Genomic DNA, 26,142 nt, shown 5'->3' with positions numbered 1-26,142 from the left:
ATGACATGGCATTCGTAATCACCATGCCCAAATTCGGTCTGACGATGACGGAGGGGACCGTTTCCGTCTGGTGCAAAGCCGTGGGCGAGCGTGTCGAGAGCGGCGAAGTTCTGTTCGAGGTGGAGACAGACAAGATCACCAATGAAGTGACGGCGCCAGGGCCCGGGGTTTTGCGCCACATTTTCACGCCTGCAGGCGCTGCGGCACAGGTCGGGGCAGCGCTTGCAATCGTGGCGGAAGAGACTGAGGATATTAGCGGGTTGCTGGGAGCAGCCGGCCAGCAGGGGGCAAGCGAAAGTCCACATCACACATCCAACGATGCTGTTAGCCGTGATTCGAACGATGCTTCCAGTCTCGAATCAGGCGATCACACCCTTTCTGAGGGGTTTCGCCTCGCGACTCCGCTCGCTCGCAAGCTCGCCAGGGAGAAGGGAATCGATTTGGGCCAAGTCAGTGCATCCGGCCCGAGAAGCATCGTTGTCTCCCGCGATGTCGAGGAGACTGGGTCGAAGCAGCCGACTATCTCGCCAGCAGCCAAAAAATATGCAGAGGAGCAAGGCGTAGCTTGGGAGAGGATCGACCAGCGGGGGCGGATCATGCTGCCTGACGTGATTGCCGAACAGCTGAAGCAAGCGGGAGGTCAGTGGACGCATCCGCCGCAGGAAGCGGGGTCGGCAGCCGTAACCTACCCGATGACAGGAGCGCGCAAGGTGATCGCGGAGCGGATGACCCGAAGCTGGCAGCAGATCCCTCACGTTACACTCACCAGGGAAGTCGATGTAACTCCGCTGCTGGCCGCACATGCCATTCTTTCCGCAGATTTGGCGAAAACGGGGACCAAGCTGACCGTTACCCATTTTCTGGTCAAAACCGTTGCCATGGCTCTGCAAAAGCATCCCAGTCTGAATGCATGGTGCCAAAATCAGGCGATTACTATCCACCCGGACGTCCATCTCGGCGTGGCTGTCTCTGTCGAGGACGGGCTGCTCGTTCCGGTCATTCCTCATGCGTGCAAAAAAGATGTGGGCGAGATAGCGGAAGCCTTGCATGATCTGACGACGCGCGCCCGGGAGCAGCGCCTGGCGGTCGATGAAATGCGCGGAGGCACGTTTACGATCAGCAATCTCGGCATGATGGGTGTGGATGGCTTTACGCCGATCATCAATCCGCCGGAAACTGGGATACTTGGGATCGGCAGGATCGTCGAAAAGCCTGTATGGATCGGTGATGACCTCGCTCGACGTACCATGCTGACGCTGTCCCTCTCGTTTGACCATCGGGCACTCGACGGGGCGGAGGCAGCCGGGTTCCTCCAGACGGTGCATGACTACATCCAGCAGCCGCTGCGTCTGCTTGTAAAGGGGAGACGGTAGAATGAAGAAAAGACTGATCGTCATCGGAGGAGGGCCGGGGGGATATACGGCAGCTTTGCGGGGGAGCCAGCTGGGGGCGGACGTCACCCTGATTGAAAAAGGGCAGCTCGGCGGCACTTGCCTGAATGTCGGCTGCATCCCGACAAAAAGCTTGCTGGAGTCCTCCCAGATATGGGCCAAAAGCATTCAGTGGTTCCCGGAGAACAAAGCTGGTGAAGTTCCATGGACGTCCATTCTGGAGCGGAAAGAAAAAGCGGTCATGCAGCTTCGGAAAGGCGTAGAGGGGTTGCTGCGGAAAGGGCAGATCAGGGTCGTAAAAGGGACAGCTTCGCTTGCCAGTGACAAAAAGGTGGCTGTAGCGGGAGAAGAGCAGCTTTTGCTTGAAGCGGATGCCATCATCCTGGCGACAGGCAGCCGTCCGGTCGTTCCGCCGATTGAAGGCATTGACCTGCCGGGAGTAGTCACAAGCGATGAGCTGCTCTCTGTTGCCGAGCTGCCCAAGCGCCTTGCCATCATCGGAGGCGGGGTCATCGGCGTGGAATTCGCGACCGCTTTTTCCGAGCTGGGCGTGGATGTGCATGTCATCGAAGCGGCAGAGCGCATCCTGCCGAATATGGACGCGCAACTGTCCCGGCAGTTGAAAGAGCTGCTGGAAAGACAAGGCATTGCCTTTTCCCTTGGCCAAAAGGTCGTAAAAATCATCAAAAAGGAAACGGAAGGGCTGGAGCTGCAATTGTCGGCAGGCAAATCGGTACAGGCCGACCTGGTGCTCGCGGCGGTGGGCAGAGCAGCCGTTCTGGAACCGCTCGGGCTGGATAAGGCGAGGATTCGGGTAGTGAACGGCAAAATAAAGGCAGATGCGTATCAACAGACGAATCAGCCGGGCTTCTACGCCGTCGGGGATTGCGCAAGTCCGATCATGCTGGCGCATGTCGCGATGGCAGAAGGCAGGGTAGCGGCCGAACATGCCCTGGGCATCCCCACGCAGCCGGTCAACTTTGACCTCGTCCCTCACTGCGTCTACTCTCATCCGGAAGCGGCTATGGCAGGTCTTACGGCGGAAGAGGCGAGAAACAGGGGATTCGACGTCCAGGAAGGGGTCTTTCCGCTGATGGCAAGCGGCAGAGCCCTCGTTGGGGGAGAGACGGACGGGTTTTTAAAGGTGGTAGCAGACAGAAAGTACGGGCGGCTTCTCGGCATCCATCTGCTGGCTCCGCACGCGACAGAAATGATTGCCGAAGCCTCGCTCGGTCTGACGCTTGAGGCCACGCTCGATGAGCTGGTCAAAACAATCCATCCCCATCCCACGGTCGCGGAAGGAATCCAGGAAGCCGCGATGAGCATCATGGGGCAAGCGATCCACCTCCCCTAGTCTCGGACAGGATGAAGCCTGAACGCCAACTAAGGGGCGCTGCAGTACACTCTACACTCCAAAAAAGCAATGGTTCATAGACGGACAAAAAAGGCTCCTTCGTCGCTTGGACAAAGGGGCCTTACTTTGTTGAATGATGCTGCGCAGCGGAGTCAGAGTTCGACTTGTATCGCTGCCAACGGGTACGGGCCGGTTCCCACAAAACGGCGACCGAAGCGCCGAGAGACGTATTGGCAATCATATTGGCGACGGCCGGGACCGCTGCGATCGGACTGATGTGCTCCATGGCGAGGAGAGCCGCCAGCGCCGTATTGCAAATCCCGAATTCATAGACGATGGACCGCCGATCCGCTTCCGGCATCCGAAGGCCGGCACTGAAGAAGTACCCGAGCACCATGGGAACCGTTATTTGCAGAAGTACGCAGAGAAACAGCCAAGGGAGCAGAGCCAGATTTTCCTTGAGCATGGCCTGAGAGCCGGATACCACAGCGAGATCAACGACGATGAGCGCGGCAGCAGAGAGCAGGGGAATGACTTTTTTGACATTGGCCAGTCGCGATTCCCATTTCCACTGAATCGCCAGGCCTGCCAGAATCGGCAGGAGGACGACGCACACCATCTGCAAAAACAGCGGCAGAAAAGCGACGGGGACGACGCTGCCGACCGTCCCTTTCATGATCAGCGGCGTCAAAACGGGGCCCACCAGCGTATCAACGGCGGACATCATGATGCTCAGGGCCAGCGTTCCTCCCGCCATAAAGGTGTAGAGGTTGGCTGATGTTCCGCTTGGCACCGCGCCCGCGAGGATGGTCCCCGCCAGCAGATCAGGCTGATTTGGGAAGAACAGAAACGCGAGCGCGATAGAAATCCCCAGCGTAATCGTCCATTTTCCGGCTACGCCAAGCAAGGCATGCTTTGGCTGCCAAATGACGCGTCGCAAGCTTTCCCGTGACAAGGTAAGCCCCATGGTAAACAAAATAAAAGCGAGTGCCGGTGCGGTCCAGCTTTTCAAGAAAAGGAAGTGGCCGGGGAAGTGGTAGGCGAGCAGCGCGCAGCAGACGATCCACAATGGTAGCAATTTTGTGACTGCTGCTTGTAAAAAGCGAAGCATAGGCGATCCTCCCGGCTACGTAACTGTCCACCCGCCGCAGACGTTTACGGATTGGCCCGTTATATAGCCAGCGGCATCGGATGCCAGGAACACAACGGTTTTTGCTACATCATGCGCGGAGCTGATTCGCCCGAGAGGGATGTCTCCGATGTAATTGTGCAGGGATTTCTCGCTGCTTTGGCCGGAGAGCGCGCTCATGTCGTCCGCCATTTTCGCCAACAGCTCCGTTTCCATGGCTCCGGGACAAACGGCGTTTACGCGGATGCGTCTTGGAGCGAGGACAATCGATGCTGTTTTTGTCACGCTCAAAACTCCTGCTTTCGAGGCCGCATAGGCTGCGGAGAGCGGACGAGGGCTGTTTGCCGCAACAGAGGCGATATTGACAATGGAGCCGCCGTCATGCAGGAAGGGAGCCGCGGCTTGCATCATGAAAAAGACGGCTTTCAGGTTGATATTCATCACCAGATCCCAGTCAGAGCCAGTCACCTGGTCCATCGGCTTTACGACATTGACCCCTGCATTGTTTACCAAAACGTGAAAAACGCCGTGTTCCTGAGCGATTTGGGAGAGCAGGCCCTGTATCGCATCTGTTTGTGAGAGATCGATTTGTTTCCCTACTGCTGCATGACCCATAGAGCGGAGCGTGTCGATGGCGGCAAGCAGTTTTTCTTGATTGCGGTCCAGTAAAACAACCCGATGACCGGAGGCGGCGAGCTCTTCTGCAATCGCGTAGCCAAGTCCCTGAGCCGCACCTGTAATGACCGCCAGCTTTTTTTCCGAACACATGGATATCGCCTCCTACGTTATCGTCCAGCGCCAATACCCACAGTATTGCTTGCTGCCGAAGGGCGAGTCTAGAGCCACTTCCGCAATTGGCCTTCCGATGAAGAAGAAGGAGATCGGAAAACGTTTTAAGCAAGCGCGCCGGGTCCCGTTATTGTATAATTTGGAAATGAACAACTTCTCGGGAAAGGATTAAAGAATGAAGAGAATCAGTCTGTTTATGTTGGCGATCCTGTTGCTTGTCTCGGGCTCCATCGCATCTGCTGCCGCTCTCCCTGAGCGGACAGGAGTTGTGACCGATCCTGTCGGGGTGTTTTCATCCGATGAAGCCGAGCAAATCAAAGAGAGTACGAAGGACAAAAAGTACGAGCTGCTGCTCCTAACCGCCAGCGGTCTGGATGAGGAGGAAGGGGAGCGCTTGGCCAACGAGGCCTACGACGGCTGGAAGCTCGGCAAAAATCAGCTGATCCTGGTCGTGACGGTGAATCCGAATCACGTGCATCTTGTGTTTGAAAACAAGGAGCTGGCGAGTCAAGTGGCCCAAAGTGATGCGGGGGACGTAAAGGGGATTCTCGATCTTCAATTCGTACCGCTGGCGCGCGAGGGAAATGTGGCGGCGGGCGTGATTGCGGTCAGCGACTACGTCAATGAGCTTTCCGAATCGGCGGCTGCGGGGAATGCGGGAGGCGGAGCGACGACACCGGCGCCGTTACCTGCGAATGCGGCTGCGGCACCGTCCCCAGCGCCCGCGACGTCGGGAGCGGCGACTCCATCCGGCCATCCGGCAACATCGAAGCATGCCGCCACCCCGCCGTCATCGTCTGCGCCATCTGGCTCGTCTTCTGCGCAGGCGAAATCGCCAGCATCTGCTGCTCCCCAAAACTCCATCATTTGGCTCCTGCTCTTTCTGTTTATCGGGACGGCTTTATTTTTGGCGATCCGACAGCTTGTTTATCGCGCCCGTCTAAAGAAACTGCTGGACCAGGCGATAAAGAGCCATGCGGAAGCGACCCCTGCCGTCGACCGGATGATCGTCTCCGAGCTGTTCCGCGAGCTGGAGGTCGGCCTCATCGAGGGGGAGACCAAAAAGCGGGTTGCGCAGCTTGAACAGGCCGCCCTTCAGCTGCATAAAGAGTCGCAGCAGCTGCAGGAGCAGCTGGCGGGACAAAAGATTTCCTTCTTCTCCGGGGCCAAAACGGAACAGGCCATACAGGCCCTTTCGGATGCGGTGCAGGCGTATTGTACCGCGATTGAACGAAATCAAGCGGAGCTGACAGAGATCGAAAGGCTGTCCGTCGAGGTGCGGCGTCTCGTCGAGGATGCCAAAGAACGGGCAAAAGAGACGTCGGCAAAGGTCGAAGCGCTCGCGCGGGAAACGTCCTTCTCCCTGTCCGTCATGAGGAAGCGATTGGAACAGGCCGGAGCGATTTTGAACAAAGCGGACAGCATGGACGAATTTGATTACCTGCAAGCGGAAGGACCAGCCAAAGAGGTCCATCAGCTGTTTGACGGCTTGCAGGCTGCTGTAGATGAGATCAAAGCCCAGATCGAAGCCCACAGGGAGTTTCCTCCCCGGATCAAGGCTAGAGAGGAGGAGCTTCGCCAAACGGCAGGACGCGAACAGCTGCTGCTTGTCGATGCCGACCCCTTCGCCATTTTGAAAGCGGCGGAAGCAGAGGTGCCTCGTCTCGGAGAGCTGATTGAAGCCGGCGACAACAAGGAAGCAAAAGCCAGTATCGACGCCATGGAGGATTGCCTGCAACAGGCGAGCGACGCGGTAGCGGAAATGATTCGGCACCGCGACAGCGCCAAAGCGACAGTGCGCGGCACGGAACAGCTTCTGGCTGAACTAAGGGAATTCGATGCCGCGTACACTCAGGAGTTTGCGAGGCTGCGCGAGCGGTTTGCGGAGGTTCATCTCCGCGAGCAGGAAGAGCGCTGCGGACAGATCGCGACGGACAAGGATGAGCTCGAACGGCTCCTGATCGAGATGAAGTCTGCGCTTGACGAACGCGTGCAAAAGTACAGGCTGGCCCACGAATGCGGCGAAACAGCCCATCGCCTGCTGTCACAGGTCAAGAACGTCCGCGAGCAGACCCTCGGTTATCGCGCGGCTCTGGAGGGGCGGGTGCAGACGGCAGGAGCCCGTTTCCAGCAGTGCCAGAGCAGGTTCTATCAGTCAGCGTCTACCTTTGAACGGCTGTATGTAAGAATTCCGGAGATTGCGAGAATGATCGGCGAGATCGACAAGGAGATCAACGGACTGGAGCGGCTGTTGAACGATCAGCTGCTCGACGTGCATCTGATCGAGGAAAGACTGTCTTCGCTGGAAATGCTTGTCGATCAGCTGGTGCATCGGGTGGAGCTGGTCAGGCGGGAAAAAGAAGAGACGATGCGGGCTTTCCGGAAGTTCGAGGACGACTATGCAAGCAGGCGCAACCGGTACGGCCGAAGAATCCGCCTGTCCCGCTATTCTTCCCAATATGACCGGTTAAAGGAACAGGTGGAGCGATCGATTGCCGAGGGCGCCTTTGCGGAAGCGATGCTGGAAATCTCCAGAGGGGGAACCATCCTCAAGGACATGGAGAGGGAATACCAGCGCGCTTTGGACGAAGAGCGCCGGCGCAATAACAATTCAGGCGGCTTTGGAGGAGGAATCGGCGGCGGCTTCGGCGGCGGATCGGGCAGCAATCGATCCTCGGGAAGCTCCAGCTGGGGAGGCGGATCGTCCAATGGCGGGAGATCCTCCGGGTCGTCACAATGGTAACACGAGAGAAAAAGCGGCTGGCTTCCGGCCGTTTTTTCTTTGGGTGCAAAAGCTCTCTCTAACGAAGAACCGCCTTCTCTTCAAGAGAACTTCAATCGAAGCTTGATTTTGCCCAATGAGGATGCCAGGCTGCCGTTATGCAGGCAATCGGCCCAGCTCGGAGCGGGTCTGTGGTATCCTAGGAATCATGAATCAAGCTACATAGGGAAGAGAGGGAGAAGAAGGCATGCATCGATTTTACAGCCAAACGCTCAAGCTGCTGGATACGGAGCTTGAGCGGATCAAGAAAGCATTGGACCGGTTGCCGCAAGATCGGGTGTGGAAAAAAGTGCGGGGGAGTACCAACAGCGTCGGCAATCTTTGTTTGCATCTGGCCGGAAACGAATATCAAAACATCGTCAGCGGGATTGGACAAAGGCCATTTATCCGGGAAAGGTCGGCCGAATTTCTTGCGGAAGGCGGCGTCAGTCCGGCCGAACTTCTGAGGCAGCTGACAGGTGTTCGCGAACAGACACGGGCCATATTGGAATTGCTCTCGCCGGAGGATCTGGAAAGAGAAGTGACGATTGTCTATCCGCCGGACGCGGGAATTGCCTCGTACACCCGTTCTTTGCTGGAAATCCTGTACCATACGACCGCCCATTATTCGTATCATACGGGTCAAATTGTCTACATGACCAAGCTTTTACAGGACGGCGACGAGCATTTATTGAGCTGGAAGCATTGATCTATGTCATTTTTTGTGTTACTTTGTCGAAATATAGCGGTAATTTTAACGACCATCAAATGATCACGACATGGAGGGGCGTTTACGTGAAGAAATCAGCAATGCTAGTTGTAAGTACGCTCTTGACCCTGTCCCTGGCTCTTGCCGGCTGCGGGAAACAGGAAGGGGAAAGCGCAGGCGGATCAAATGCGGAACAGAAATCGGAAGCGGCTGCCGTCCAAGTCGGGATGCTCAAGCTGACAAGCTCCGCTCCCTTGTTTATCGGGATCGAGAAAGGCTTTTTCAAAGAGGAAAACATTGATGCGCAGGCAAAGTGGTTCGAGGCCGCCCAGCCGATCGCGGTAGCGACAGCGGCAGGAAGCGTCGATGTCGGGGCGACAGGAATTACGGCGAGCCTGTACAATATGGTGTCGGGCGGACAAAAACTGGTGATTGTGGCCGACAAGGGAAGGGAACAGCAGGGCTACTCCTCCTCTGCTTTATTAGTGCCTGGCGATTCACCGCTTAAAAGCATCGAAGAATTAAAGGGGAAGAAAATCGGCATTACGCAGACCGGGTCGACCTACCATTACATGGCCGGCAGAATGCTGGAGAAGCACGGCCTTGCCCTTGGTGACGTGGAACTCGTTCCGCTCAACAGCATCAAAGGACTGATGGAAGCGCTCAAGAGCAAGCAGGTGGATGCCGTGCTTTTGAACGAGCCGAATATCTCGACCGTTGTGGAAGAAGGCTACGGCAAAGTGATCGCCCAGGTCGGCGACGAGATCGAGTACCAGACCTCAGGCATCTTCTTCTCTCCGAAGCTGGCCGGGAACAAGGATGTGGCTGAGCGCTTCCTGAAGGCTTATGCAAAAGCGACCCGTTACTACTACGACGCCGTTCTCACGAAGAAAGACGGACAGATCGTCCCGGGCGAGCACTACGATGAGGTCGTCCAAATCATCGCCAAGTACACCGATCAGGAGCCTGAGCTGATCAAAAAGGGACTGCCTTACATCGACCGCGACGGCAAGCTGCTGGAGTCTGACATCAAGACCCAGGTAGAGTGGTACGCCAAGGAAAAGCTGATCGACAACGCAATCGATACGAGCGAAATCGTCAATACGCAGCTGTTGGAAGACGCTTTGCAAAAGTTAGGGAAGTGATTGCATGAGAATTGTCATCGAAGATGTCGGCAAGACGTTTCTTGATTCGAAAAAAAGAGAAGTGACCGCGCTGACGAACATCCATTTTTCCATTGAGAAGCAGGAATTCGTCGTGCTGGTGGGGCCGAGCGGCTGTGGCAAGTCGACGCTGCTCAACATCGTCGGAGGCTTGATGTCCCCCAGCAGCGGGACGGTCTATTTTGAAGGAACCCAGGGGAAAAAGCCCAAGCTGGGCATTGTCTTTCAGGAAATCGCCCTGTTTCCGTGGCGGACCGTCTATGAAAATGTCATCTACGGACTGGAAGAGAGCGGCGCCAGCAAACAGGAGCAGCAGGAGAAGGGCAAGCACTATATCGAGATGGTCGGCCTGCAAGGCTTTGAAGGAGCGTACCCGAAGCAGCTGTCAGGCGGGATGAGGCAGCGGGCCGGGATCGCCAGAGCGCTTGCCGTCGAGCCGGACCTGCTGCTGATGGACGAGCCTTTCTCCGCGCTGGATGCCCAGACGCGCACACTCATGCAGGAGGAGCTGCTGACGATCTGGGATCGGACCAGACTGAGCACGCTGTATGTGACGCACAACATTCAAGAGGCGGTCTACCTGGCCGACCGGGTCATCGTCCTGTCCAGACATCCGGGCAGGATCAAGGAGATCATCCGCATTGACCTTCCGAAAATCGGACGGGACAAAGAGGAATTCCGGAGCCAGTTTGAACAATACGCCGACCAAATCTGGCAGCTGATCAAGCACGATGCCCGGGAAGCGCTAAAGGAGGGGTGAGCGAGATGGACGAGCAAAGACAAGTCATTACCAACCGCGTCGCTTTTCTGGAGCAAAAGATTCCGGGGTATGCCGCCGCATTGGGAATCGCAGGTCTATTGATACTGTGGGAAATCGTCTGCCGGCTGGACATCGTTCCGCCGCTCTTTTTGCCTGCTCCCTCGGCTATTTTGGCAGCGGCATGGGATATGCTCACCAACGGCGAGCTGATGGAGAATCTGCTGGCCAGTATGTACCGGATCGGAGCGGGGTACGCCATCGGCGCTGTGTGCGGAATAGCGATCGGGCTGCTCCTCGGGTTTTCCCGATGGGCGGATGCGGTTCTGACGCCGATCGTATACTCGATTTATCCGATTCCGAAGATTGCGCTGCTGCCGCTGATCATCCTCTGGCTCGGGATTGGCGAGACGCCCAAGGTTGCGATCATCGCGCTTGGGGTGTTGTTCCCGGTCGTGATCAATACGTATTCGGGCGTCAAAACGGTCGATCCGATTTTGATCAAGGCCGCTGTCACATTCGGCTCCAATCACCTCAATGTCATCCGAAAGGTGATCCTGCCGGGAGCGCTGCCGATGATTTTTGCCGGTCTGAAGCTGGCGGCCGGAACGTCGCTGCTCCTGTTGGTGTCTGCCGAAATGATCGCGGCCCAGCAAGGGATTGGCTCGATGGTGCTGCACTACGGAAATTTGATGATCACGACCAAGCTGATGGTCGGCGTGCTGTTTCTGTCCCTGCTCGGCCTGATTTTCAACCGCACGCTGCAGTGGCTGGAGCGAAAGCTGATTCCGTGGAAGTAATGAGCGTGATGCGGCATCGGCAAAGGGGACGGCCTCACAGCAATGGCGAGTCAGGCTGCAAGAAAGCGAATCTCCTGCTTGATGCTGTTTGAAAGAAAAAGAAAAGCTGACGTTTGCATTGTTCACATGCGGACGTCAGCTTTTTCCTTATTCAAAATGATCGTTGTGCCGGTACGCTCGTACATGCTTTTTTCCGGTGCGGTGGTTACTGCGTTATGGTGCTACATGCGTTATGCTGCTTCAGTGTTGTGCCACTACCGCGGTGTGGAGTCACTCGGGCCCGATGAGGCCCCTCGTCTGGCCCGCCAGCCGCCCGTTTCATTTATGCGGCAACCGCGCCTTTCAGGATGAGCGGGATACAAACCGCACGGCGCGGCTGATCAAGCCCGGCAGCACGGAAACATGGCCTTCCCCTTCAAACTCTTTGTACTCAGTCCGCACCCCGCAGCTTGCGAGTCCGGACAGACGGTCTGATAGCTCTTTTGCATTCTCGTTCATGCGGCTTTGATGATGCTTCTCCAATTCTCCGACCGCGATCATGATCCCGATGTCGCCCACAGCCTGCTGCTTTACAAGGGTTGAGAACCGCTCCTCAGCCTCCAGGAGAAAAGGCTTGTTCCAATGGATGGACGGGCTGCCGGCGATATAGGTCTGAAAGGCATGCGGACGGGTGAACAGGACCTGCAGCACGAAAAGGCCGCCGAGAGAGTGGCCAAAGATGGCCTGCCTGCTTTTATCGACAGGGCAGCAGCCTTCAACCTTCGGCTTTAGCTCTTCCTCGATGAACGTCAAAAAGGCTTCCGCACCGCCGAGCTCCGGCCACGCCGTCCCATCCGGTCTGGGAGGCAGCTCGTCAGCGGGGATCGGCATCGTAAAATCGTAAAAGCGGGCGGGCGGAAACGGAGCTTCCTCCGGATAGCCGATCCCGACAATAACGGCAGGAAAAACGCCAGTCTTCTCGGAGCGGCGGGACTGAATGCGCACGGCCTCCGCCATCGTGGCGAACAGGGCGTTGGCATCGAGCAGATAAATCACCGGATACCCCGAGGGAGGCGGAGCCTCGCTTGGTTTGGAAACGAGAATGCGATATTCCCGGTTGCTGCTGCGCGAGCGCATGGCGTACTGTTTGGTCCGGGGAATCAAAACCCCGCCGCCGTCTTCCCACGCGCTCACATCTCCCTGCTCCTTTTGCTGGATTTCCATTGTATCTACTTCCTCTCGTAAAGATTTGAAGGGCGAGAAGCTTTAGCGCCCCCTCTTCCTGTAAAGCAAAAAGACGAAATAGGGGACGCCGATGATCGCGATGACGATTCCGACCGGCAATTCGGCCGGGGCAAAGACGAATTTCCCTATCGTATCGGAAACCAGCACCAGCACCGCTCCGACCAGTCCGCAAACCGGAAGCATGTGCTTGTGGAAGTGGCCGACCAAGCGCCTGGCGATGTGCGGAGCCATCAGCCCGATAAATCCGATGCCCCCCGACACCGAAACGCAGGCGCTCACGATGCCGATGCTGCTTAGGATGAGCACCGCCTTTTCTCTTTCCGACGACACTCCGATGCCGATGACGATGTCTTCGTCCAGTTTGAACACATCGAGGATGGACGACTTGCTCACGATGACGGGAATGAGGCAGGCAAGCCACGGGAGAATGGACGTAATGTATTTCCAGTTGGCGTTGTAAATGCTGCCAGAATTCCAGACGGCGGCCATCTCGAAATCATTCGCGTTCATTTTCAAGGTCAGAAAAAGCGAGATGGCGCTCAGGCCGGAACCGATCGCGATACCGGTCAAGAGCAGGCGCTGGGGCTCCAGCCGTCCGTTTCTCCAGGCGAAAAAGTAGATCAGGAGCGCCGCCAGAAGGCCGCCCGCCAAGCCAAACAGCGGCATGGCCAAAATGGCCGACCACCCGGTTCCCCTTATCTGGCCTTGGTAAAAAAACATAAAGATCACCATGGCTGCGCCTGCCCCGGCGTTGATCCCCAAAATGCCGGGATCGGCCAATCCGTTTCTCGTGATTCCCTGAATGACCGAGCCGGCAATGCCAAGCCCGATTCCGACCAGTATGGCGATGACGATGCGCGGCAGACGAAACTCAAGGATGACCAAATCGTGATCCGGCTGCGGGTTGATTCGCAGCAGCGTCCGGACGATATCCATGACAGTCATGTCGAAAGCCCCGTTGGTCAGGCTCAAATATGCGGCGACCAGAATCATTCCGATCCCGGCGGCCAGTACGGCGGCGAAACGGCCTTTTGAAGCGTTATGCACGCTTTTCGCCCCCTCTCGTTCGGATCAGGTAGAGAAAGAAAGGGACGCCAAGCAAGGAGGTAACCACGCCAATCGGCATTTCGTACGGATAATTGAGAAACCGGCTGAGCACATCGCAAAGCGCCAGAAAGATTCCGCCGAGCACCCCGCAGCACGGGATGACCCATCTGTAATCGGAGCCTGTCAAAAAGCGGGCGATATGAGGAACGATGAGTCCCACAAAACCGATCTTGCCGGCCAGCGCCACGGATATGCCGGTCAGAATGACTACGCTTCCCATAGCCATAAGCTTGATGGCGGTCGTTTTTTGCCCGAGGCTGACGGCGATTTCTTCTCCGAGCGACAGGACCGAGATGGACTTGGAAAGCCAGATCGCCGCCAGTATGCCGACCACAGCAAACGGGACGGCCAGCTTCACCAGCGCCGGGTCCAGCTGGTGAAGCCGCGCATTGTACCAGAAGCTGATGCTTTGCGACACTTGAAAATAGGTCGCCATTGCGGCAGAAACGCTGCTCAAAAACGTTCCGATGATGGTGCCTAAAATCGCCATGCGCACCGGCGACAGACCTCCGGGCAGCAGGGAGGACAGGCCGTAAACAAGGACGATGCTGAGAGCCGAACCCATAAAGGAGTACAGGATCATCTCCATCGAGGAGGAGTTGGGCATGAACACCATGCAGATCGTGATGGCAAAAGCCGAGCCGTCGGTCACGCCCATAATGGAAGGGGAGGCAAGATAATTTCTTGTCATCCCCTGCATGATCGCACCCGAAATGGCCAGAAAAGCCCCGATCAAGAGAGCGCCGATCACTCTCGGAAATCTGGAATGCATGATAATCTGATGATTGACATTGCCCGGATCAAAGTGGAACAGCGCGTCGCGAATCGTACCTGCATCGATCTCCTTGGCTCCGTAAAGGACGGACAGCAGGATCGTGAGGACGATGAGAACCGGCGAGCTTCCGAGGATCAGGACAGATGCGGAAAGCTTTGGTCGCATAGCGTTCTGCTCACTTTGCTTGCTGGATGAGGCTGTCTTTTACAGCCTTCAGGAAGGCTATTTTGCTGTAAGCCGTCCCCCCCTGTGCAACAGGGTCTACGAGATTGACATACAGGTTGCCGTTTTTAACGGCGTTGAGGCTTTTCCAAATCGGATTGGTTTGCAAATCGTCGAGAGCCCTGGGGGTATCCTTGTTTTCGCTTTCGGCAAACTGGACAAACAGATAGTTGGGATTCATCTCCGACAGCTTTTCGAGGGAGACGAGCTGCTGCGCTTTCGCTTGCTTGACCTCCGCAGGAGCCTCCGCACCGAGGTCGGCGTAAATGGACGGGTTGAAAAAGACGGTTTCTGGATAAATAAATGTGCTGCCAGCCCGCACCCGGATGGCCAAAACTTTTTTGTCCTTGAAGACGGGGCCGATTTTTTCTTTCAGAGCCTGTACTTCTTCGCTGTATGTTTGCAGCACCTGTTTCGCCTTGTCTTGCTTTCCGGCCAGCTCCGCCAACAGGGTCAGGTTGGCTTCCCAGTTCGTCGCGATATGCGACACGGGAATGGTTGTGGCGACTTTGTTCAATTTTTCGATGGTCTCAGCGGGGAATTTGGTGCTGGCCAAAATGACATCGGGCTTCAGCTTTAAAATGGCCTCTATATTTGGCTGGGCTTTTTCCCCAATCCCTTCGGCTCCTTCGGTAATCTCGGCAAACATCGGAGCGAACTTGCCTCCGGTCGTCATCGCTCCAACCGGCTTTACTCCAAGCACGAGAGCGTCTTCCATCGACTCAACCGAGCCCGTGATGACAATCCTGTCCGCTACAGCTGGAACCGTATAGTCTTTCCCTAAATAGTGGACGGTTCTAGAATCGGCAGAAGCGCTTGCCGGACTGGCAGCAGGCTTCCCGCCGGCTTCCTGGGCGACATTGGTGCCGGTCGCCGAGCCATTGGCCGTTGTCGCCGCCTTGTCGGCTCCGCATGCCGCAAGCGCTGCCGCCATGATTGAAACGAACAATATTGCACAACATTTCTTTAGCATTGTTGCTGTTCTCCTCTCTTTGGAATGCGTATGATAATCATTCTCAATAAACAGTATAAACCAGCCCCCTCGAACGGAACATGGACTATATCCGGAATTCATCTGGACGATCTCCATGCAGTTGCTTCAAAAAGTCGTCTACCATTCGCTCGCAGGCATAGGCGGAATACTCTCGCCACGGGTCGGAGGAAATGAGATGAACCCGGTTTCTGCGGACCGCTTTCAAATCCCGCCAGAACGCGGATGACTGCAAGCTTTGCCATTCGCGAAGCGATTCCGGCTCCTGGCAGATGTTTAACATAATACGGTCGGCGTCCAGATCAGCCAACTGTTCTGCGGAAATGGCCTGCCTGGCTTCGCCAGGGAGCAGTCCGGGAACCACATTCAGCCGCAGATCGTGGCACAGGACATCCATCATCCCGCGAACGGGGGATACATAGTAGTGATTTTTGTAGATACTCATGGCCAAAATTTTGTCATCCTTCAGCTCGCGATTCAGGTGATCCCTGACAGACTTTATCTTTTGGTCGTAGCTGTGCAGCCAGCATTCCGCTTTATGCTCGGCCTCCAATAGTCGGGCAGTCAGCTTGAGCTGTTCTCGCCAGTGCAAGCCCTTTCCGGGAATGAAAAAGACCTGCGCGATTTTTTCCAGCTCTTCCCGCTCGCTCATGTGCAAGCTGTCCTTATCGCACACGATGATATCCGGTCTGGCCCGGACCAGCGCCTCCATATTTGACTCCCAGTCCCGATTAAACCGGTAGGCGCTCAAGTGCAGCGGAATATCTGCCCGGTACCGTCTGTAGTAGTAATGGGTCCATTTCGGGTGAAGCGGAGCGGCGTAGGGCATGATCTGCAGCGCGAGCAACTGTCCGAGAATGGCGGGGGTATACGCAACGATTTTGCGTCGGCGGTTTTTCATGTAAACGCTGGGAGAGACCCCTACTTCTTTCTTGAACTTGCGGCTAAAATAGAATTCATCGCTATAGCCTACCTGGTGGGCGAGGTCGCGGACCCGGATATCGGACCGCGTCATGAGTCGTTTGGCGTTGTTGATCCTCACCTCTGTCAGGTAGTCGATGCAGCTTTTTCCGTACGTCTTTTTAAACAAGTCGACAAAGTACTTCGGGCTGATGTCGGCCATGCGGGCCAGCTGTTCAATGGTCAGATTCTCCTTGTAGTGGGTTTCGATGTACGCCTTGGTGCGGTCAAGCGCTGTTCGCGGGTCCCGCTCGGGCAGAAGCCTGATATTTTTCAGCAGCACATACATCAGCTCCAAAAACGCCGACTGTCCGCGAAAGCGCTCCAACGAATGGTCGCTGCAAAGACAAGCGGAAATCAGATCGCACAGCATGAAAGCCTGGGTCTCCGGGTAGATCGGCACCTCGCCCTTCAAGGGAAATCCAGCGGCGGTCTTGGCGTCATCCTGAACAGCGAATCTGACTGCGTAAAGCTCGACTCCCTGCTCAGACTCGGCAAATACGCCGATGGTCTGTCCGGGATGAGCAAAATGAACCGCATCCCGGCGCAGCCGATAATCGCGGTAATCAATCGTCAAACGGCCCTCGCCGTTTTTGGCGACAAAGAGAACATGCGACTCGATGAGCTGCTGCTCCATCCGGTCGGCGCGAATCAGTTCGGCGCTCTGCAGCTTCAGCCACAGATCGTTCAGAATGTTATGTACAAGTTGTGTATGGACAGGGGCATATTCCAAGCTGGAAACCTCCATATCTTAATAATGATAATCATTATCACTATTTATTACGTTAGCACAGACGTACTTTTATGGTCAATTGTCGGCGGAGAGTTTTCCCAAACGAAAAAAAATTTTTCAGGAACGGTCACAATGTGCGCTTGTTGATTGTTATAGAAGGGCAAAGGAGGTGAAACGCTCTTGGATAAAGAGCAAATCGAGCGGCTTGTCGAGGAGATCAAAGCCTCCGGTTCCCTGGAGAAGTTCGGGATGGTCATCGAACAATTGCAGCAGCCTGTTTTCACATATTGCTACCATATGCTCGGGCACCGGCAGGAGGCGGAGGATGCCGTTCAGGAGGTTTTTATTAAAGCCTATGAAAACCTGGAGAAGTACACGGAGGCTGTTTCCTTTTCCGCCTGGGTCTACAAGATTGCCTATCATCACTGCCTTAACCTGATCAAGCGAAAACGGCTTTACCGCATGGTGCCCTTTTTGAACAATCGGGTACCGACGGATGACCGAAACGAAGGAGAAGCCAGGGTCGACCAGGGCCAGTTGAGCCTTCCGCTCCATCGGGCGTTATCCGCCCTTTCCCCGGAGGAAAGAAATCTGATTCTTTTACGGGTAATCGAAGAGAAAGGATACGAGGAGCTATCTGTTCTTTTCCAAGAAAAGCCGGCAACCTTGAGAAAACGGTACGAGCGGGCACTGAAAAAGTGCAAAAACCAATTAATCTTGCAGGAAGGTGGGGAAATGAGTGAAGCGTTCAGAGTCATTCGATGATGTCAAACAACTGATAACGGATACACCAGTTCCCCGGATCGATATTAAAGATCAGGTGCTGGATCGCTTGCGCGAGCGGCAAAATAAAAAGGAGGAATTTCGAGTGAAAAAGAGAATGGGCTTGATTATTGCGGCATGTGTGGTATTCAGTGTAACGTCAGCGTATGCGGCGGTAAAAGTGTACGAATTGAAAAATGAACAAGGAGAGGTTGTATCGAAGATTACTCAGACGACAGAAGACCCGGTAGTGGGCGATCACAAAACGTACAGCGAATTGCTGGAGGAAGTTCGTGCATCCATCAAACCAGGCAAGGCCGCTGCGGTCTACATCGTCCCGGATAACCCGAATAAAATCGTCAGCTTCCTTCAAACTCCGCTTATCTCGACAGACCAGGCAGTCATTCAGGGTGAAGTGGGAGACAAGTTTACCTTCCCGGCTGAGCTTGCCGGTGGATACGCGTTTAAAGAGGGAACGGTCCTGCATGAGATCATCCGCGACTATAAAAAAGAGGACTTTTACAAAGAGGCTGAGGAAACAAAGAAAGAGGTAATCGTAAAAGAGTTGAAGGTGCAGCCAAATATTGATAACGTAATTGCCACCTATACCCATGACAAGAGGGAAGTATCCTTAATCATTAAGAACTTTGAGAACGTCAAGTATGCGAGCACGGAAGCCGGTCCGGACGATACCGTTGAAAAAGTAAAGGTTGGCGCCCAAGAGGCCCTTTACACCCTGAATAAAATCAAGGGAGCAGACGGAAACGTGGAGAAGATTCATCAGACGGTTGAATTTTACAAGGAGGACAAAAAACTGATGATCAATGTGTTTACAACCTCTCCGGACATGACCAAGAAAGACTTGCTCGCCATCGCGGAAAAGCTGGTGAAATAATCTCCCCCTGACCCAAATTTTCACAGTTCCAATCCGCCGTTCCTGCGGGGCATGTCGGTTTTGAGCAGGATGAGTTCGGTATGGCTATCCTCGCTGGGGGACCGTATGTACATCCACCTGGATATGCTAGTGGTGCAGGCGGCGTACCGCGGACAGGGCTACGTCGCCAAAGTGATGGGACCGCTGTTGGACGAATGCGATCTTGGAAACACACAATCCAAACAATGTCGCTTTATACGAGCGCTATCAATTTGCCGTTGTGGACGTGATCAAACTGCCAAATAGCGACTTGGAACAATACTGTATGGTCTACCAGAAAACATAACAAAGGGGCTCTCCCACTTGTCTGAAAAGACAAAGGGGGGCCCCTTTTTGTATCGAATAAAAAAACTGCCTCATATGTTCATTGAGGTAGTTACAGGTATTGCTGCAGCAGGTGATGGGCTACCGTTGAATCGCCTGCATCAAGAGAGCGGATGCCTCTTCTGTGGCGATCCCTTTGACGAGTTCCACTTCACTGATGAATAATTGCTGTGCCTGATCGAGCATAAGCTTGTCTCCCGTACCCAGCACCTTTGTCCTTGAAATCCGGGTCAAATCCCGGATGACTTCGGCCCCTCCGTAGATATCCCCGCGCTTGATCTTCTCCATATTGATGCGGTGTCTCTGAGCGGCCGTGACACTCAAGTCAGGTTCTCCCCCGTGCAGGGTGACAAAAACAGCTTCCAGTGTATGCTCTTCCACAATCGGGCGAATGTTCAGATCGTCCATCTTGTTCAGCGGGACCATGATTTGCAGTTCTCGAAGCATCATGTCCAAAACAAAGTATGGCTGTTTTTCGCCGAGAAATTCTTTCTCAACAATGGCTTCGATCACGCCGGCTCCATGGACCGGATAGAAAATCTTGTCGCCAATGTGAAACATAACCCCACCCCCGATCTTGTAATATATTTATTATAACACAGATTTATGTTTAGGTAAAAATAAATAATCTTACCACACGAAAATATTTTGTGTCAATACTGTTTTCTGAAGATGAAGAAGTTGTTTCTATGAATGTATCGGCAAGTGCGGTAAGATAGGAAAAAGCAATCAGGAAGGGGTGACGGGAGTGCTTGCGTGGACAGGAGAAAGAATTATCCCCAAGCTGCTAAAACCAACCAACGGCATGCTGTTGGAGCACATCGCCAGATATTATTTCGCCACTCCGTACATCCGTGGAAGAGTGTTGGATCTGGCATGCGGGACCGGTTACGGGTGCCATATGGTGGCAAAGGAGCGAAAGCGGGAAGTCACCGAAATTGTCGGTGTGGATATCGATCCGGAAACGATCGAGTACGCCAGCCGGGAGTACAACCACCAAAAGGTTACGTATCAGCAGGGAGATGCCCTGGACCCGCAGCTTCCCGAAAGGCTCGGGATGTTTGATACGATCCTCAGCTTCGAAACGATTGAGCATGTTGCGGATGACGTCCGGTTCCTGGAGCATCTTTACCGGATGCTGAAGCCGGGCGGGACGCTTGTATTGTCCAGTCCGTTCGGGCGCGGCAGAGGGATGCCGACAAGCGAGCCTTTTCACGTGCATCAGCTGACGCCGGAAGAATTTCAGGAGCTGTTTGTCCGTTTCTCGGATGTAGACATCTACCATCAGCGGGGTGTTACCTTTGAAAAGCCGAGAAACGGCGTTCGCTATTTTATCGGAGTAGCGGTTTGCACGAAGGGAAGCAAAATAGATTGAACCGGCCGGCAGAAGCGGTCGGAAGACAAGTAGGCTACAGCACAACAGGAGGGTTTGCGAACAATGGCAGACAAAGCCAATCAACCGCTGCAAACAAGTCTGGCCGGGCAGCAGCGGAAAAACATCTATCCGGGCCTTGAGGTCGAGATCGTTCTCAAACAGGACCAACGCACAGGGAAGACGACGCGAGGGATCGTCAAGGACCTGTTGACGAACTCTCCGACCCACCCGCACGGGATAAAGGTTCGGTTGCAGGACGGGCAGGTCGGCCGAGTGAAAACGATTGTGTCCTCTGGCAAACCATGACAGGAAGATGATCGTTTTCTTCGCAAAACCATGACCAACGGCTGCAGACGGGCGTTTGACCTATACCCGAGGATGTCAGAGCATTGAGGCACGGCAATCATTTTCGCCGCATACTGTTAGAGGTCTCATTTTAATAAAGCGAATGCCCTGGTTGTAAGCAAAGGAAGGCAATAAAGCGCCCCCCTTTTTACAAGCAAGGCACTCTCAGATCTGGGCGCGGGAGCATTCCCGCGTTTTTCTTATGCGATCGGAATGATAAAGAAGTTCACATTGAAGAGACAAATGCAACGAAAGAAAGCAGCGCCAAACTAGCGCGGGTCCAGTCACATTTCCGATGATTTGGAAGAGGAAATTTAAGTTGCTTTTTTAAACAAAGTATCATAAAATAACCGTAAATTAAAAACCGATTAAAAACATAGGAATTATAGTAATTATATTTTCCTATCGTTTTCTCACTGGGGAAAGGGGGAGAAGATCGCCGATGGAAGCCGTGCTCGTACAGAATGTGAGCAAAAGCTTTTGGGCAAAAGGGCAGTCTCGGCAAATATTGGCCAACGTTTCGTTTCAGGTCAAAAAGGGAGAGATCGTCTCGATTCTGGGGGAGAGCGGATGCGGAAAGAGCACGCTGTTGAACATCATGAGCGGCTTTGACAAGCCGGACAGGGGCACGGTTCTTGTCGACGGAGCTGTTGTGAAGCGGCCCGGCCGGTCGTGCGTCATGCTGTTTCAGCATTACGGCCTTTTGCCTTGGCGTTCCGTTCTGAAAAATGTGGAGCTGGGTCTGGAAGAGCTGCCGATCCCCCCAAAGGAGCGGAAAGAGCGGGCCAGCGAGTATTTAAAATTGGTCGGGCTAAAGGACAAGGCCGAGTTGTTTCCCCATCAATTGTCCGGGGGCATGCAGCAGCGGGTGGCGATTGCGCGGGCGCTGGCGTTGCAGCCGGAGCTGATCCTGATGGATGAGCCGTTTGCCGCACTCGATACCTTCAATCGCTATCATCTGCAAAATGAGCTCCTCCGCATCCAGAGCCGGGAAAAAACGACGATTATCCTCGTCACCCACGATATCGACGAAGCTGTCTACCTCTCGGACCGGGTGTTGATCATGAGCGCGAACCCCGGCCAGTTTCACAAAGAGATCGGCATTCGGACGTCACGGCCAAGGGACCGGGGACATGATGACTTCCAGCATTACCGGAAGCTGATCCTCGACGAGTTTTCCTTGCGCAGCCCTGCGCCGGCAGTGGAGTTCAGCATATAAGCTTCTAGAGCATGGGCGGCGCTTCGCTCCACCAATACTGATGCGGATAGGAGATTGGCGAAAATGAACAGAAAAATCGGAAAATGGATGGCTTATTTGATCCTCTTTGCCATGCTGGTCTCTCTGGCAGCCTGCGGTCAGGGCAAAGAGCAGCCGGGAACGGGCGCGAGCGGCGACGGAAAGCGGACGATCAAAATCGGCTACCTGCCGATCACCCACGCGGCGCCTCTCTACATCGAGGACGAATTGGGCAAAGGAAAGTTCGCCCACTTCCGGCTGGAGCTGGTCAAATTCGGCTCCTGGCCCGATCTGATGGACGCGCTCAACACCGGCAAAATCGACGGCGCGTCAGTCCTGATCCAGCTCGCGATGAAGGCCAAGGAGCAAGGCATTGACCTGAAAGCGGTAGCGCTCGGCCATCGGGACGGAAATGTCGTCGTTACGGCCAATGACATCCGGAGCGTAGCCGACCTGAAGGGAAAAAGCTTCGCCATCCCGCACAAGTTCTCCACCCACAACATCCTGCTTTATCAAATACTCAAGCAGGCGGGGTTTGCGTATGCAGATGTAAATGTAGTCGAGCTGCCTCCCGCGGAAATGCCGGCCGCCCTGGCCGAAGGGAGAATCGCCGGATATGTGGTGGCGGAGCCGTTTGGCGCCAAGTCGGTGGTGATTGAAAAAGGAAAGCCCTTCTTGCAATCCGAGGAGCTGTGGAAGGATTCCGTCGATTGCGCTCTTGTTTTGCGCGGGGAATTAATCCGAAACGACCGCAAGGCGGCAGAGGAGTTTGTTGCCGAATACGCCAAGGCGGGAGAAAAGGCGGAGTCAAAGGACGAACAGGTCAAAAGCATCCTGTCCACTTACATGAACGTCGACGACAAGGTGCTGGATCTGTCCCTGCAGTGGATCGCGTACGATCACCTGAGACTGGACGAAGCTGCTTATCAGAAGCTGCAGGCGTACATGATCGAGATGGGGTTATCGGAAAAGCCGCCGACGTACGAGGAGTTTGTCGACCATTCATTTATGGATAAAGCGAAGTGAGAATATGAACACAATGAAAAAGACAGCCAATATCGCTATAGGGGTCATCATTCTCGCAGCCGTATGGCAAATTGTTGTGCTGGTGGGCAAGTACGAGGAGTCGCTGCTGCCGCCGCCCGCAAAAGTGCTGCAGGGAATCGTCTCGCTGGTCGAAGACGGAACGCTGTTTGTTCATCTGCGGGTAAGCCTGGTCCGGTTTGTGATCGGGTATCTGTCCGCCGTCACCCTGGCTGTGGGACTCGGGCTGATCCTGGGCAGGGCAAAGAGGCTGTGGGAGATCGCCGATCCGATCGTGCAGGTGCTCAGGCCCGTATCGCCGATCGCGTGGTCGCCGTTCATCGTTCTCTGGTTTGGCATCGGGGATGCTCCGGCCATCGTGATCATCTTTCTGGCGGCGTTCTTTCCCGTGCTGCTCTCGACCATCTCAGGCGTGCGCAAGGTGGACCCCACGTACCTCAAGCTGGCCGAAAATCTCGAAATCCGCAAACAGCATCTGCTGACCAAGATCATTTTCCCCGCGGCCTTTCCCTCGATCGCGAGCGGGCTGCACATCGCGATCGGCACATCGTGGATTTTCCTCGTGTCCGGGGAGATGGTAGGGGCCCAGTCCGGCCTCGGGTATTTGATCGTCGATGCGAGAAACCAGCTGCGGCTGGATTTGGTGTTGGCCGGCATCATCTTGATCGGGATCTGCGGCCTGCTCTTGGACAAGGCGGTTCGCTTGTTTGAGGGCTGGATCGAAAAGCAGTGGGGAGCCGCCGTGCGGCAATAAAAAAAGCAGGGAAACGAAACCCTGCCGTGTGGTTCGACCGCCGCCGCAACAACATGCGTCGGGAATCAGGAAGAGACTTTTTCCGCGCTGGCTTCAAGCTCGACGACAGCCACGTCTTCTGTGTTCGCATCGCAATGAGGGCAGTAGTAGGCGAGCTTTACCTCATGCTGACAAGAGCGATGGACCAGCTTTTTGTAGCATTTTTGCAGATGGCGCCTTCCCCAGAGCACCAGGGCGTGAAAGACGCCTTCCAGGTCGCGGCCGCTCTCGGTGATCGTGTAGCGGTAACGCGGCGGGTGCTCAGAGTAGAGCGTGGATTCGATCAGGCCTTGTTCCTCCAGGTATTTGAGGCGCTCGGACAACAGCTTGGAGGAGATCCCAGAAAGCGACTTCTTGATCTCGTTAAACGTCGTGTGGCCAATCAATACCTCGTGAATGATCAGAAGCGTCCAGCGGTCGCCGATGATGTTCAGCGACTGGGCGATATTGCAGGGCAGGTCATATCTGTCTTTCATGGAAAAGAAACCTCCGTTTGATCTCGGTAGGTCCATCATAACACATTTTGTCAAAAACAAGGTTGAATTTTTAAACCAAGTAACTTAAAATTACGTGTAAATATCCAAGTAATCAGGTTTGAATTATTGTGTTTGTCAGCATTTTGCTCATTACAATCAGCATACAGTGAGGAGAGAGGAAAACATGGCGCTTTATTTGGTGGAATCGGCTTTGCATACGGTCGTGAAGGATCAGGGCGAGTTTGAGAAAAAGATAGCGAATCTGCAGGAGCAGCTTTCCGCGCAGCAGGTAGAGATTGTGGAGGTGCAGGTTGCCAAGGACTTTGCGCGCGCGTTCTTTGTCTTTGAAAGCGAGCAGCGGGCTGTTCTTGATGAAAGCCTGAGAGCGGCAGGCATTCCCGTTGTCCTGATCAAGCCGGTCCGCCTCGTGGGCAATGAGCTGGATACGATCAAAAAGCAGGATCGCGTCAACTATCTCGTCGAGTGGAACCTGCCTGAGCATTTGACGATGGACCAATACCTCGACAGAAAGAGCAAAAACTCGGTTCATTACGCGGAGGTGCCGGAAGTGTCCTTCTCGCGGACGTATGTATGCGAGGATATGACCAAATGCCTCTGCTTTTACCAGGCGCCGGATGAAGCCGCGGTGAAAAAGGCTCGCGAAGCAGTAAAAGCGCCGATCGATACGATTACAGAGATCTTGCCGGGCAACTAACGGCGATATGCGAAAACAACCGGTCTGGGGGGAGCATGGGGTATGAAAAACAGGAATGCGGCGGAGTCTGCGCGGGATGAGAGAATAACCACCATCATTCAAGATACGGTCAAACCAATCGTCCGTAAAATCGATGAAGAAGCCTGCTACCCCCTGGAGTTTTTTCAGGAGCTTGGCAAAAGCGGTTTATTGCACTCGCAGGACGTGCCGGAACAGGAAGTTCTCCGGGCTGGCGCGCATCTCGTGGAGGAAACAGCCAAAACGTGCATGACCACAGCTTTCAATCTGTGGTGCCATTTGGCGGCCTTGACCTATGTGCGCAAGAGTGCAAATCCGTTTTTGCGGGAGCGCATCTTGCCAAGGCTTGAAAACGGGGGACTGCGGGCGGGCACCGGCCTGTCCAACCCGATGAAATACTACGCCGGGCTGGAGCGGCTTTGCCTCAGAGCGGAGCGCGTTCCGGGAGGATATATCGTCACCGGGCAGCTGCCGTCGGTCTCCAATCTGGGGTCCGATCACTGGTTCGGGGCGATCGCTGCTGTCGATGAGCAATGCCGGATTATGGCGCTGGTACCGTGCAGCGCGGATAATCTGGTCCTGAAAGAGAAGCGAAACTATCTGGGGCTAAACGGAAGCGCCACGTACGCCTGCGAATTTCGCGGCGTGTTTGTTCCCGAGGAATGGATCCTCTCCGAAGACGCAGACCATTTTGTCAAGCAGATTCGTCCGGCGTTTCTCCTCTACCAGATCCCGTTGGGGCTGGGAGTGACGGAAGCCTCGATCCAGGCGATCGAAAGAATGCAGGGCAAGCAGGGCGGCTGTAATCGATACTTGCCCGTACAAGCGGAGGAATTGGCGGATGAGCTGTTCGTGTTGCGGAAAGCGACGGACCGGCTGATCGCGTCGGCCGATCTGCAAGACCGCTGGCATGACTTGCTGCAGGTTCGTTTAACGGCGGTCTACCTGACCTCCAAAGCGGCCTATGCCGGCATGCTGCACGCGGGAGGAGCGGGCTATTTGCAGCATAGCGACGTTTCGCGAAGACTGCGGGAATCGTTTTTTCTGGTCAACCTGACACCGACAGTGAAGCATCTTGAAAAGCTGACCAAAGAGGCCCCTGCGCCTTCCTGCTGCCCTGTCCCTGACCCGCCGCTTTCCACACTGCAAATAGAGGCCTGACGCTTCTCTTTTTTTGTGTTCGGGAAAGAGAGCGGACTCATATGAAAAAAGAAACAGATCGGTTATAGTACAAGAGAGGCAGAACCGTTTTCG

At 54.9% G+C, this 26,142-nt stretch carries 25 protein-coding genes; 16 read left to right on the top strand and 9 right to left on the bottom strand.

What is annotated here, in order from left to right; genetic code table 11:
• Positions 1-5: 5 nt before the first annotated feature.
• Together Q3F21_RS07995 and lpdA are read left to right on the top strand one after the other, a co-directional pair.
• A complete protein-coding gene (locus tag Q3F21_RS07995; RefSeq protein WP_340251114.1) occupies positions 6-1,373 on the top strand; it encodes a dihydrolipoamide acetyltransferase family protein in 1,368 nt (455 codons plus the stop codon).
• A gap of 1 nt (position 1,374) precedes the next feature.
• Entirely contained in the window at positions 1,375-2,745 is a 1,371-nt protein-coding gene (gene lpdA, locus Q3F21_RS07990) for a dihydrolipoyl dehydrogenase (RefSeq protein WP_340251112.1), read from the top strand.
• Between the two features lie 121 nt (positions 2,746-2,866).
• Here the strand turns inward: lpdA and Q3F21_RS07985 are convergent, their stop codons facing one another.
• Positions 2,867-3,856: a bile acid:sodium symporter family protein gene (locus tag Q3F21_RS07985; RefSeq protein WP_340251110.1), complete on the bottom strand. Its 990-nt coding sequence runs from the start codon at positions 3,854-3,856 to the stop codon at positions 2,867-2,869.
• Between the two features lie 15 nt (positions 3,857-3,871).
• On the bottom strand, positions 3,872-4,642 hold the full coding sequence (locus Q3F21_RS07980) for a glucose 1-dehydrogenase (RefSeq protein WP_340251108.1): 771 nt from the start codon (positions 4,640-4,642) through the stop codon (positions 3,872-3,874).
• Positions 4,643-4,838: 196 nt separating this feature from the next.
• On the opposite strand from Q3F21_RS07980, the gene Q3F21_RS07975 reads away from it, so the two are divergent.
• The 5 genes from Q3F21_RS07975 (at position 4,839) to Q3F21_RS07955 (ending at position 10,853) form a co-directional block, all read left to right on the top strand.
• Complete coding sequence (locus Q3F21_RS07975) at positions 4,839-7,406, top strand: TPM domain-containing protein (protein ID WP_340251106.1); 2,568 nt, start codon at positions 4,839-4,841, stop codon at positions 7,404-7,406.
• A 226-nt stretch (positions 7,407-7,632) separates the two neighbouring features.
• On the top strand, positions 7,633-8,133 hold the full coding sequence (locus tag Q3F21_RS07970; protein WP_340251104.1) for a DinB family protein: 501 nt from the start codon (positions 7,633-7,635) through the stop codon (positions 8,131-8,133).
• Positions 8,134-8,219: 86 nt separating this feature from the next.
• The gene (locus Q3F21_RS07965; protein WP_340251102.1) at positions 8,220-9,278 is read left to right on the top strand and encodes an ABC transporter substrate-binding protein; all 1,059 of its coding nucleotides are present in this window, start codon (positions 8,220-8,222) and stop codon (positions 9,276-9,278) included.
• A 4-nt stretch (positions 9,279-9,282) separates the two neighbouring features.
• On the top strand, positions 9,283-10,056 hold the full coding sequence (locus tag Q3F21_RS07960; RefSeq protein WP_340251100.1) for an ABC transporter ATP-binding protein: 774 nt from the start codon (positions 9,283-9,285) through the stop codon (positions 10,054-10,056).
• A gap of 5 nt (positions 10,057-10,061) precedes the next feature.
• Positions 10,062-10,853, top strand: a complete 792-nt coding sequence (locus Q3F21_RS07955; protein WP_340251098.1) for an ABC transporter permease — start codon at positions 10,062-10,064, stop codon at positions 10,851-10,853.
• A gap of 342 nt (positions 10,854-11,195) precedes the next feature.
• Here the strand turns inward: Q3F21_RS07955 and Q3F21_RS07950 are convergent, their stop codons facing one another.
• The 5 genes from Q3F21_RS07950 to Q3F21_RS07930 form a co-directional block, all read right to left on the bottom strand.
• Positions 11,196-12,056 carry an alpha/beta hydrolase gene (locus Q3F21_RS07950; protein WP_340251096.1) on the bottom strand — a complete coding sequence of 287 codons (861 nt, stop codon included), beginning with the start codon at positions 12,054-12,056 and terminating at the stop codon, positions 11,196-11,198.
• A 42-nt stretch (positions 12,057-12,098) separates the two neighbouring features.
• Entirely contained in the window at positions 12,099-13,124 is a 1,026-nt protein-coding gene (locus Q3F21_RS07945) for a FecCD family ABC transporter permease (protein WP_425341229.1), read from the bottom strand.
• Entirely contained in the window at positions 13,117-14,124 is a 1,008-nt protein-coding gene (locus Q3F21_RS07940; protein ID WP_340251094.1) for a FecCD family ABC transporter permease, read from the bottom strand. The genes Q3F21_RS07945 and Q3F21_RS07940 overlap by 8 nt, the downstream gene beginning before the upstream one ends.
• A gap of 10 nt (positions 14,125-14,134) precedes the next feature.
• Complete coding sequence (locus Q3F21_RS07935) at positions 14,135-15,154, bottom strand: ABC transporter substrate-binding protein (protein ID WP_340251092.1); 1,020 nt, start codon at positions 15,152-15,154, stop codon at positions 14,135-14,137.
• 85 nt (positions 15,155-15,239) lie between these two features.
• Positions 15,240-16,865 carry an ABC transporter substrate-binding protein gene (locus Q3F21_RS07930; RefSeq protein ID WP_340251090.1) on the bottom strand — a complete coding sequence of 542 codons (1,626 nt, stop codon included), beginning with the start codon at positions 16,863-16,865 and terminating at the stop codon, positions 15,240-15,242.
• A 180-nt stretch (positions 16,866-17,045) separates the two neighbouring features.
• Here Q3F21_RS07930 and Q3F21_RS07925 point away from each other — a divergent pair, with 180 nt between their 5' ends.
• Together Q3F21_RS07925 and Q3F21_RS07920 are read left to right on the top strand one after the other, a co-directional pair.
• The gene (locus tag Q3F21_RS07925; RefSeq protein WP_340251088.1) at positions 17,046-17,630 is read left to right on the top strand and encodes an RNA polymerase sigma factor; all 585 of its coding nucleotides are present in this window, start codon (positions 17,046-17,048) and stop codon (positions 17,628-17,630) included.
• Positions 17,605-18,522, top strand: a complete 918-nt coding sequence (locus tag Q3F21_RS07920; RefSeq protein WP_340251086.1) for a hypothetical protein — start codon at positions 17,605-17,607, stop codon at positions 18,520-18,522. Before Q3F21_RS07925 ends, Q3F21_RS07920 begins: the two co-directional genes overlap by 26 nt.
• A 444-nt stretch (positions 18,523-18,966) precedes the next feature.
• Here the strand turns inward: Q3F21_RS07920 and Q3F21_RS07915 are convergent, their stop codons facing one another.
• Complete coding sequence (locus Q3F21_RS07915; protein WP_340251084.1) at positions 18,967-19,446, bottom strand: CarD family transcriptional regulator; 480 nt, start codon at positions 19,444-19,446, stop codon at positions 18,967-18,969.
• 187 nt (positions 19,447-19,633) lie between these two features.
• On the opposite strand from Q3F21_RS07915, the gene Q3F21_RS07910 reads away from it, so the two are divergent.
• From Q3F21_RS07910 to Q3F21_RS07890, 5 genes are all read left to right on the top strand, one after another.
• Positions 19,634-20,260: a class I SAM-dependent methyltransferase gene (locus Q3F21_RS07910; protein ID WP_340251082.1), complete on the top strand. Its 627-nt coding sequence runs from the start codon at positions 19,634-19,636 to the stop codon at positions 20,258-20,260.
• 99 nt (positions 20,261-20,359) lie between these two features.
• The gene (locus tag Q3F21_RS07905) at positions 20,360-20,566 is read left to right on the top strand and encodes a YwbE family protein (protein ID WP_340251289.1); all 207 of its coding nucleotides are present in this window, start codon (positions 20,360-20,362) and stop codon (positions 20,564-20,566) included.
• 481 nt (positions 20,567-21,047) lie between these two features.
• Positions 21,048-21,824 carry an ABC transporter ATP-binding protein gene (locus tag Q3F21_RS07900; RefSeq protein WP_340251080.1) on the top strand — a complete coding sequence of 259 codons (777 nt, stop codon included), beginning with the start codon at positions 21,048-21,050 and terminating at the stop codon, positions 21,822-21,824.
• A 63-nt stretch (positions 21,825-21,887) separates the two neighbouring features.
• Complete coding sequence (locus Q3F21_RS07895; protein ID WP_340251078.1) at positions 21,888-22,868, top strand: ABC transporter substrate-binding protein; 981 nt, start codon at positions 21,888-21,890, stop codon at positions 22,866-22,868.
• A gap of 4 nt (positions 22,869-22,872) precedes the next feature.
• Positions 22,873-23,640 carry an ABC transporter permease gene (locus tag Q3F21_RS07890; RefSeq protein WP_340251076.1) on the top strand — a complete coding sequence of 256 codons (768 nt, stop codon included), beginning with the start codon at positions 22,873-22,875 and terminating at the stop codon, positions 23,638-23,640.
• A gap of 65 nt (positions 23,641-23,705) precedes the next feature.
• Here the strand turns inward: Q3F21_RS07890 and Q3F21_RS07885 are convergent, their stop codons facing one another.
• Entirely contained in the window at positions 23,706-24,155 is a 450-nt protein-coding gene (locus Q3F21_RS07885) for a winged helix-turn-helix transcriptional regulator (protein WP_340251073.1), read from the bottom strand.
• Between the two features lie 184 nt (positions 24,156-24,339).
• Here Q3F21_RS07885 and Q3F21_RS07880 point away from each other — a divergent pair, with 184 nt between their 5' ends.
• Positions 24,340-24,870: a DUF4242 domain-containing protein gene (locus tag Q3F21_RS07880; RefSeq protein ID WP_340251071.1), complete on the top strand. Its 531-nt coding sequence runs from the start codon at positions 24,340-24,342 to the stop codon at positions 24,868-24,870.
• Positions 24,871-24,912: 42 nt separating this feature from the next.
• Entirely contained in the window at positions 24,913-26,049 is a 1,137-nt protein-coding gene (locus tag Q3F21_RS07875; RefSeq protein ID WP_340251069.1) for an acyl-CoA dehydrogenase family protein, read from the top strand.
• Positions 26,050-26,142: the final 93 nt, after the last annotated feature.

The organism is Brevibacillus borstelensis (genome assembly GCF_037834415.1).
In the GTDB taxonomy this organism is placed as follows: Bacteria; Bacillota; Bacilli; order Brevibacillales; family Brevibacillaceae; genus Brevibacillus; species Brevibacillus borstelensis_A.
This window is presented reverse-complemented; position numbering and strand designations above follow the sequence as displayed.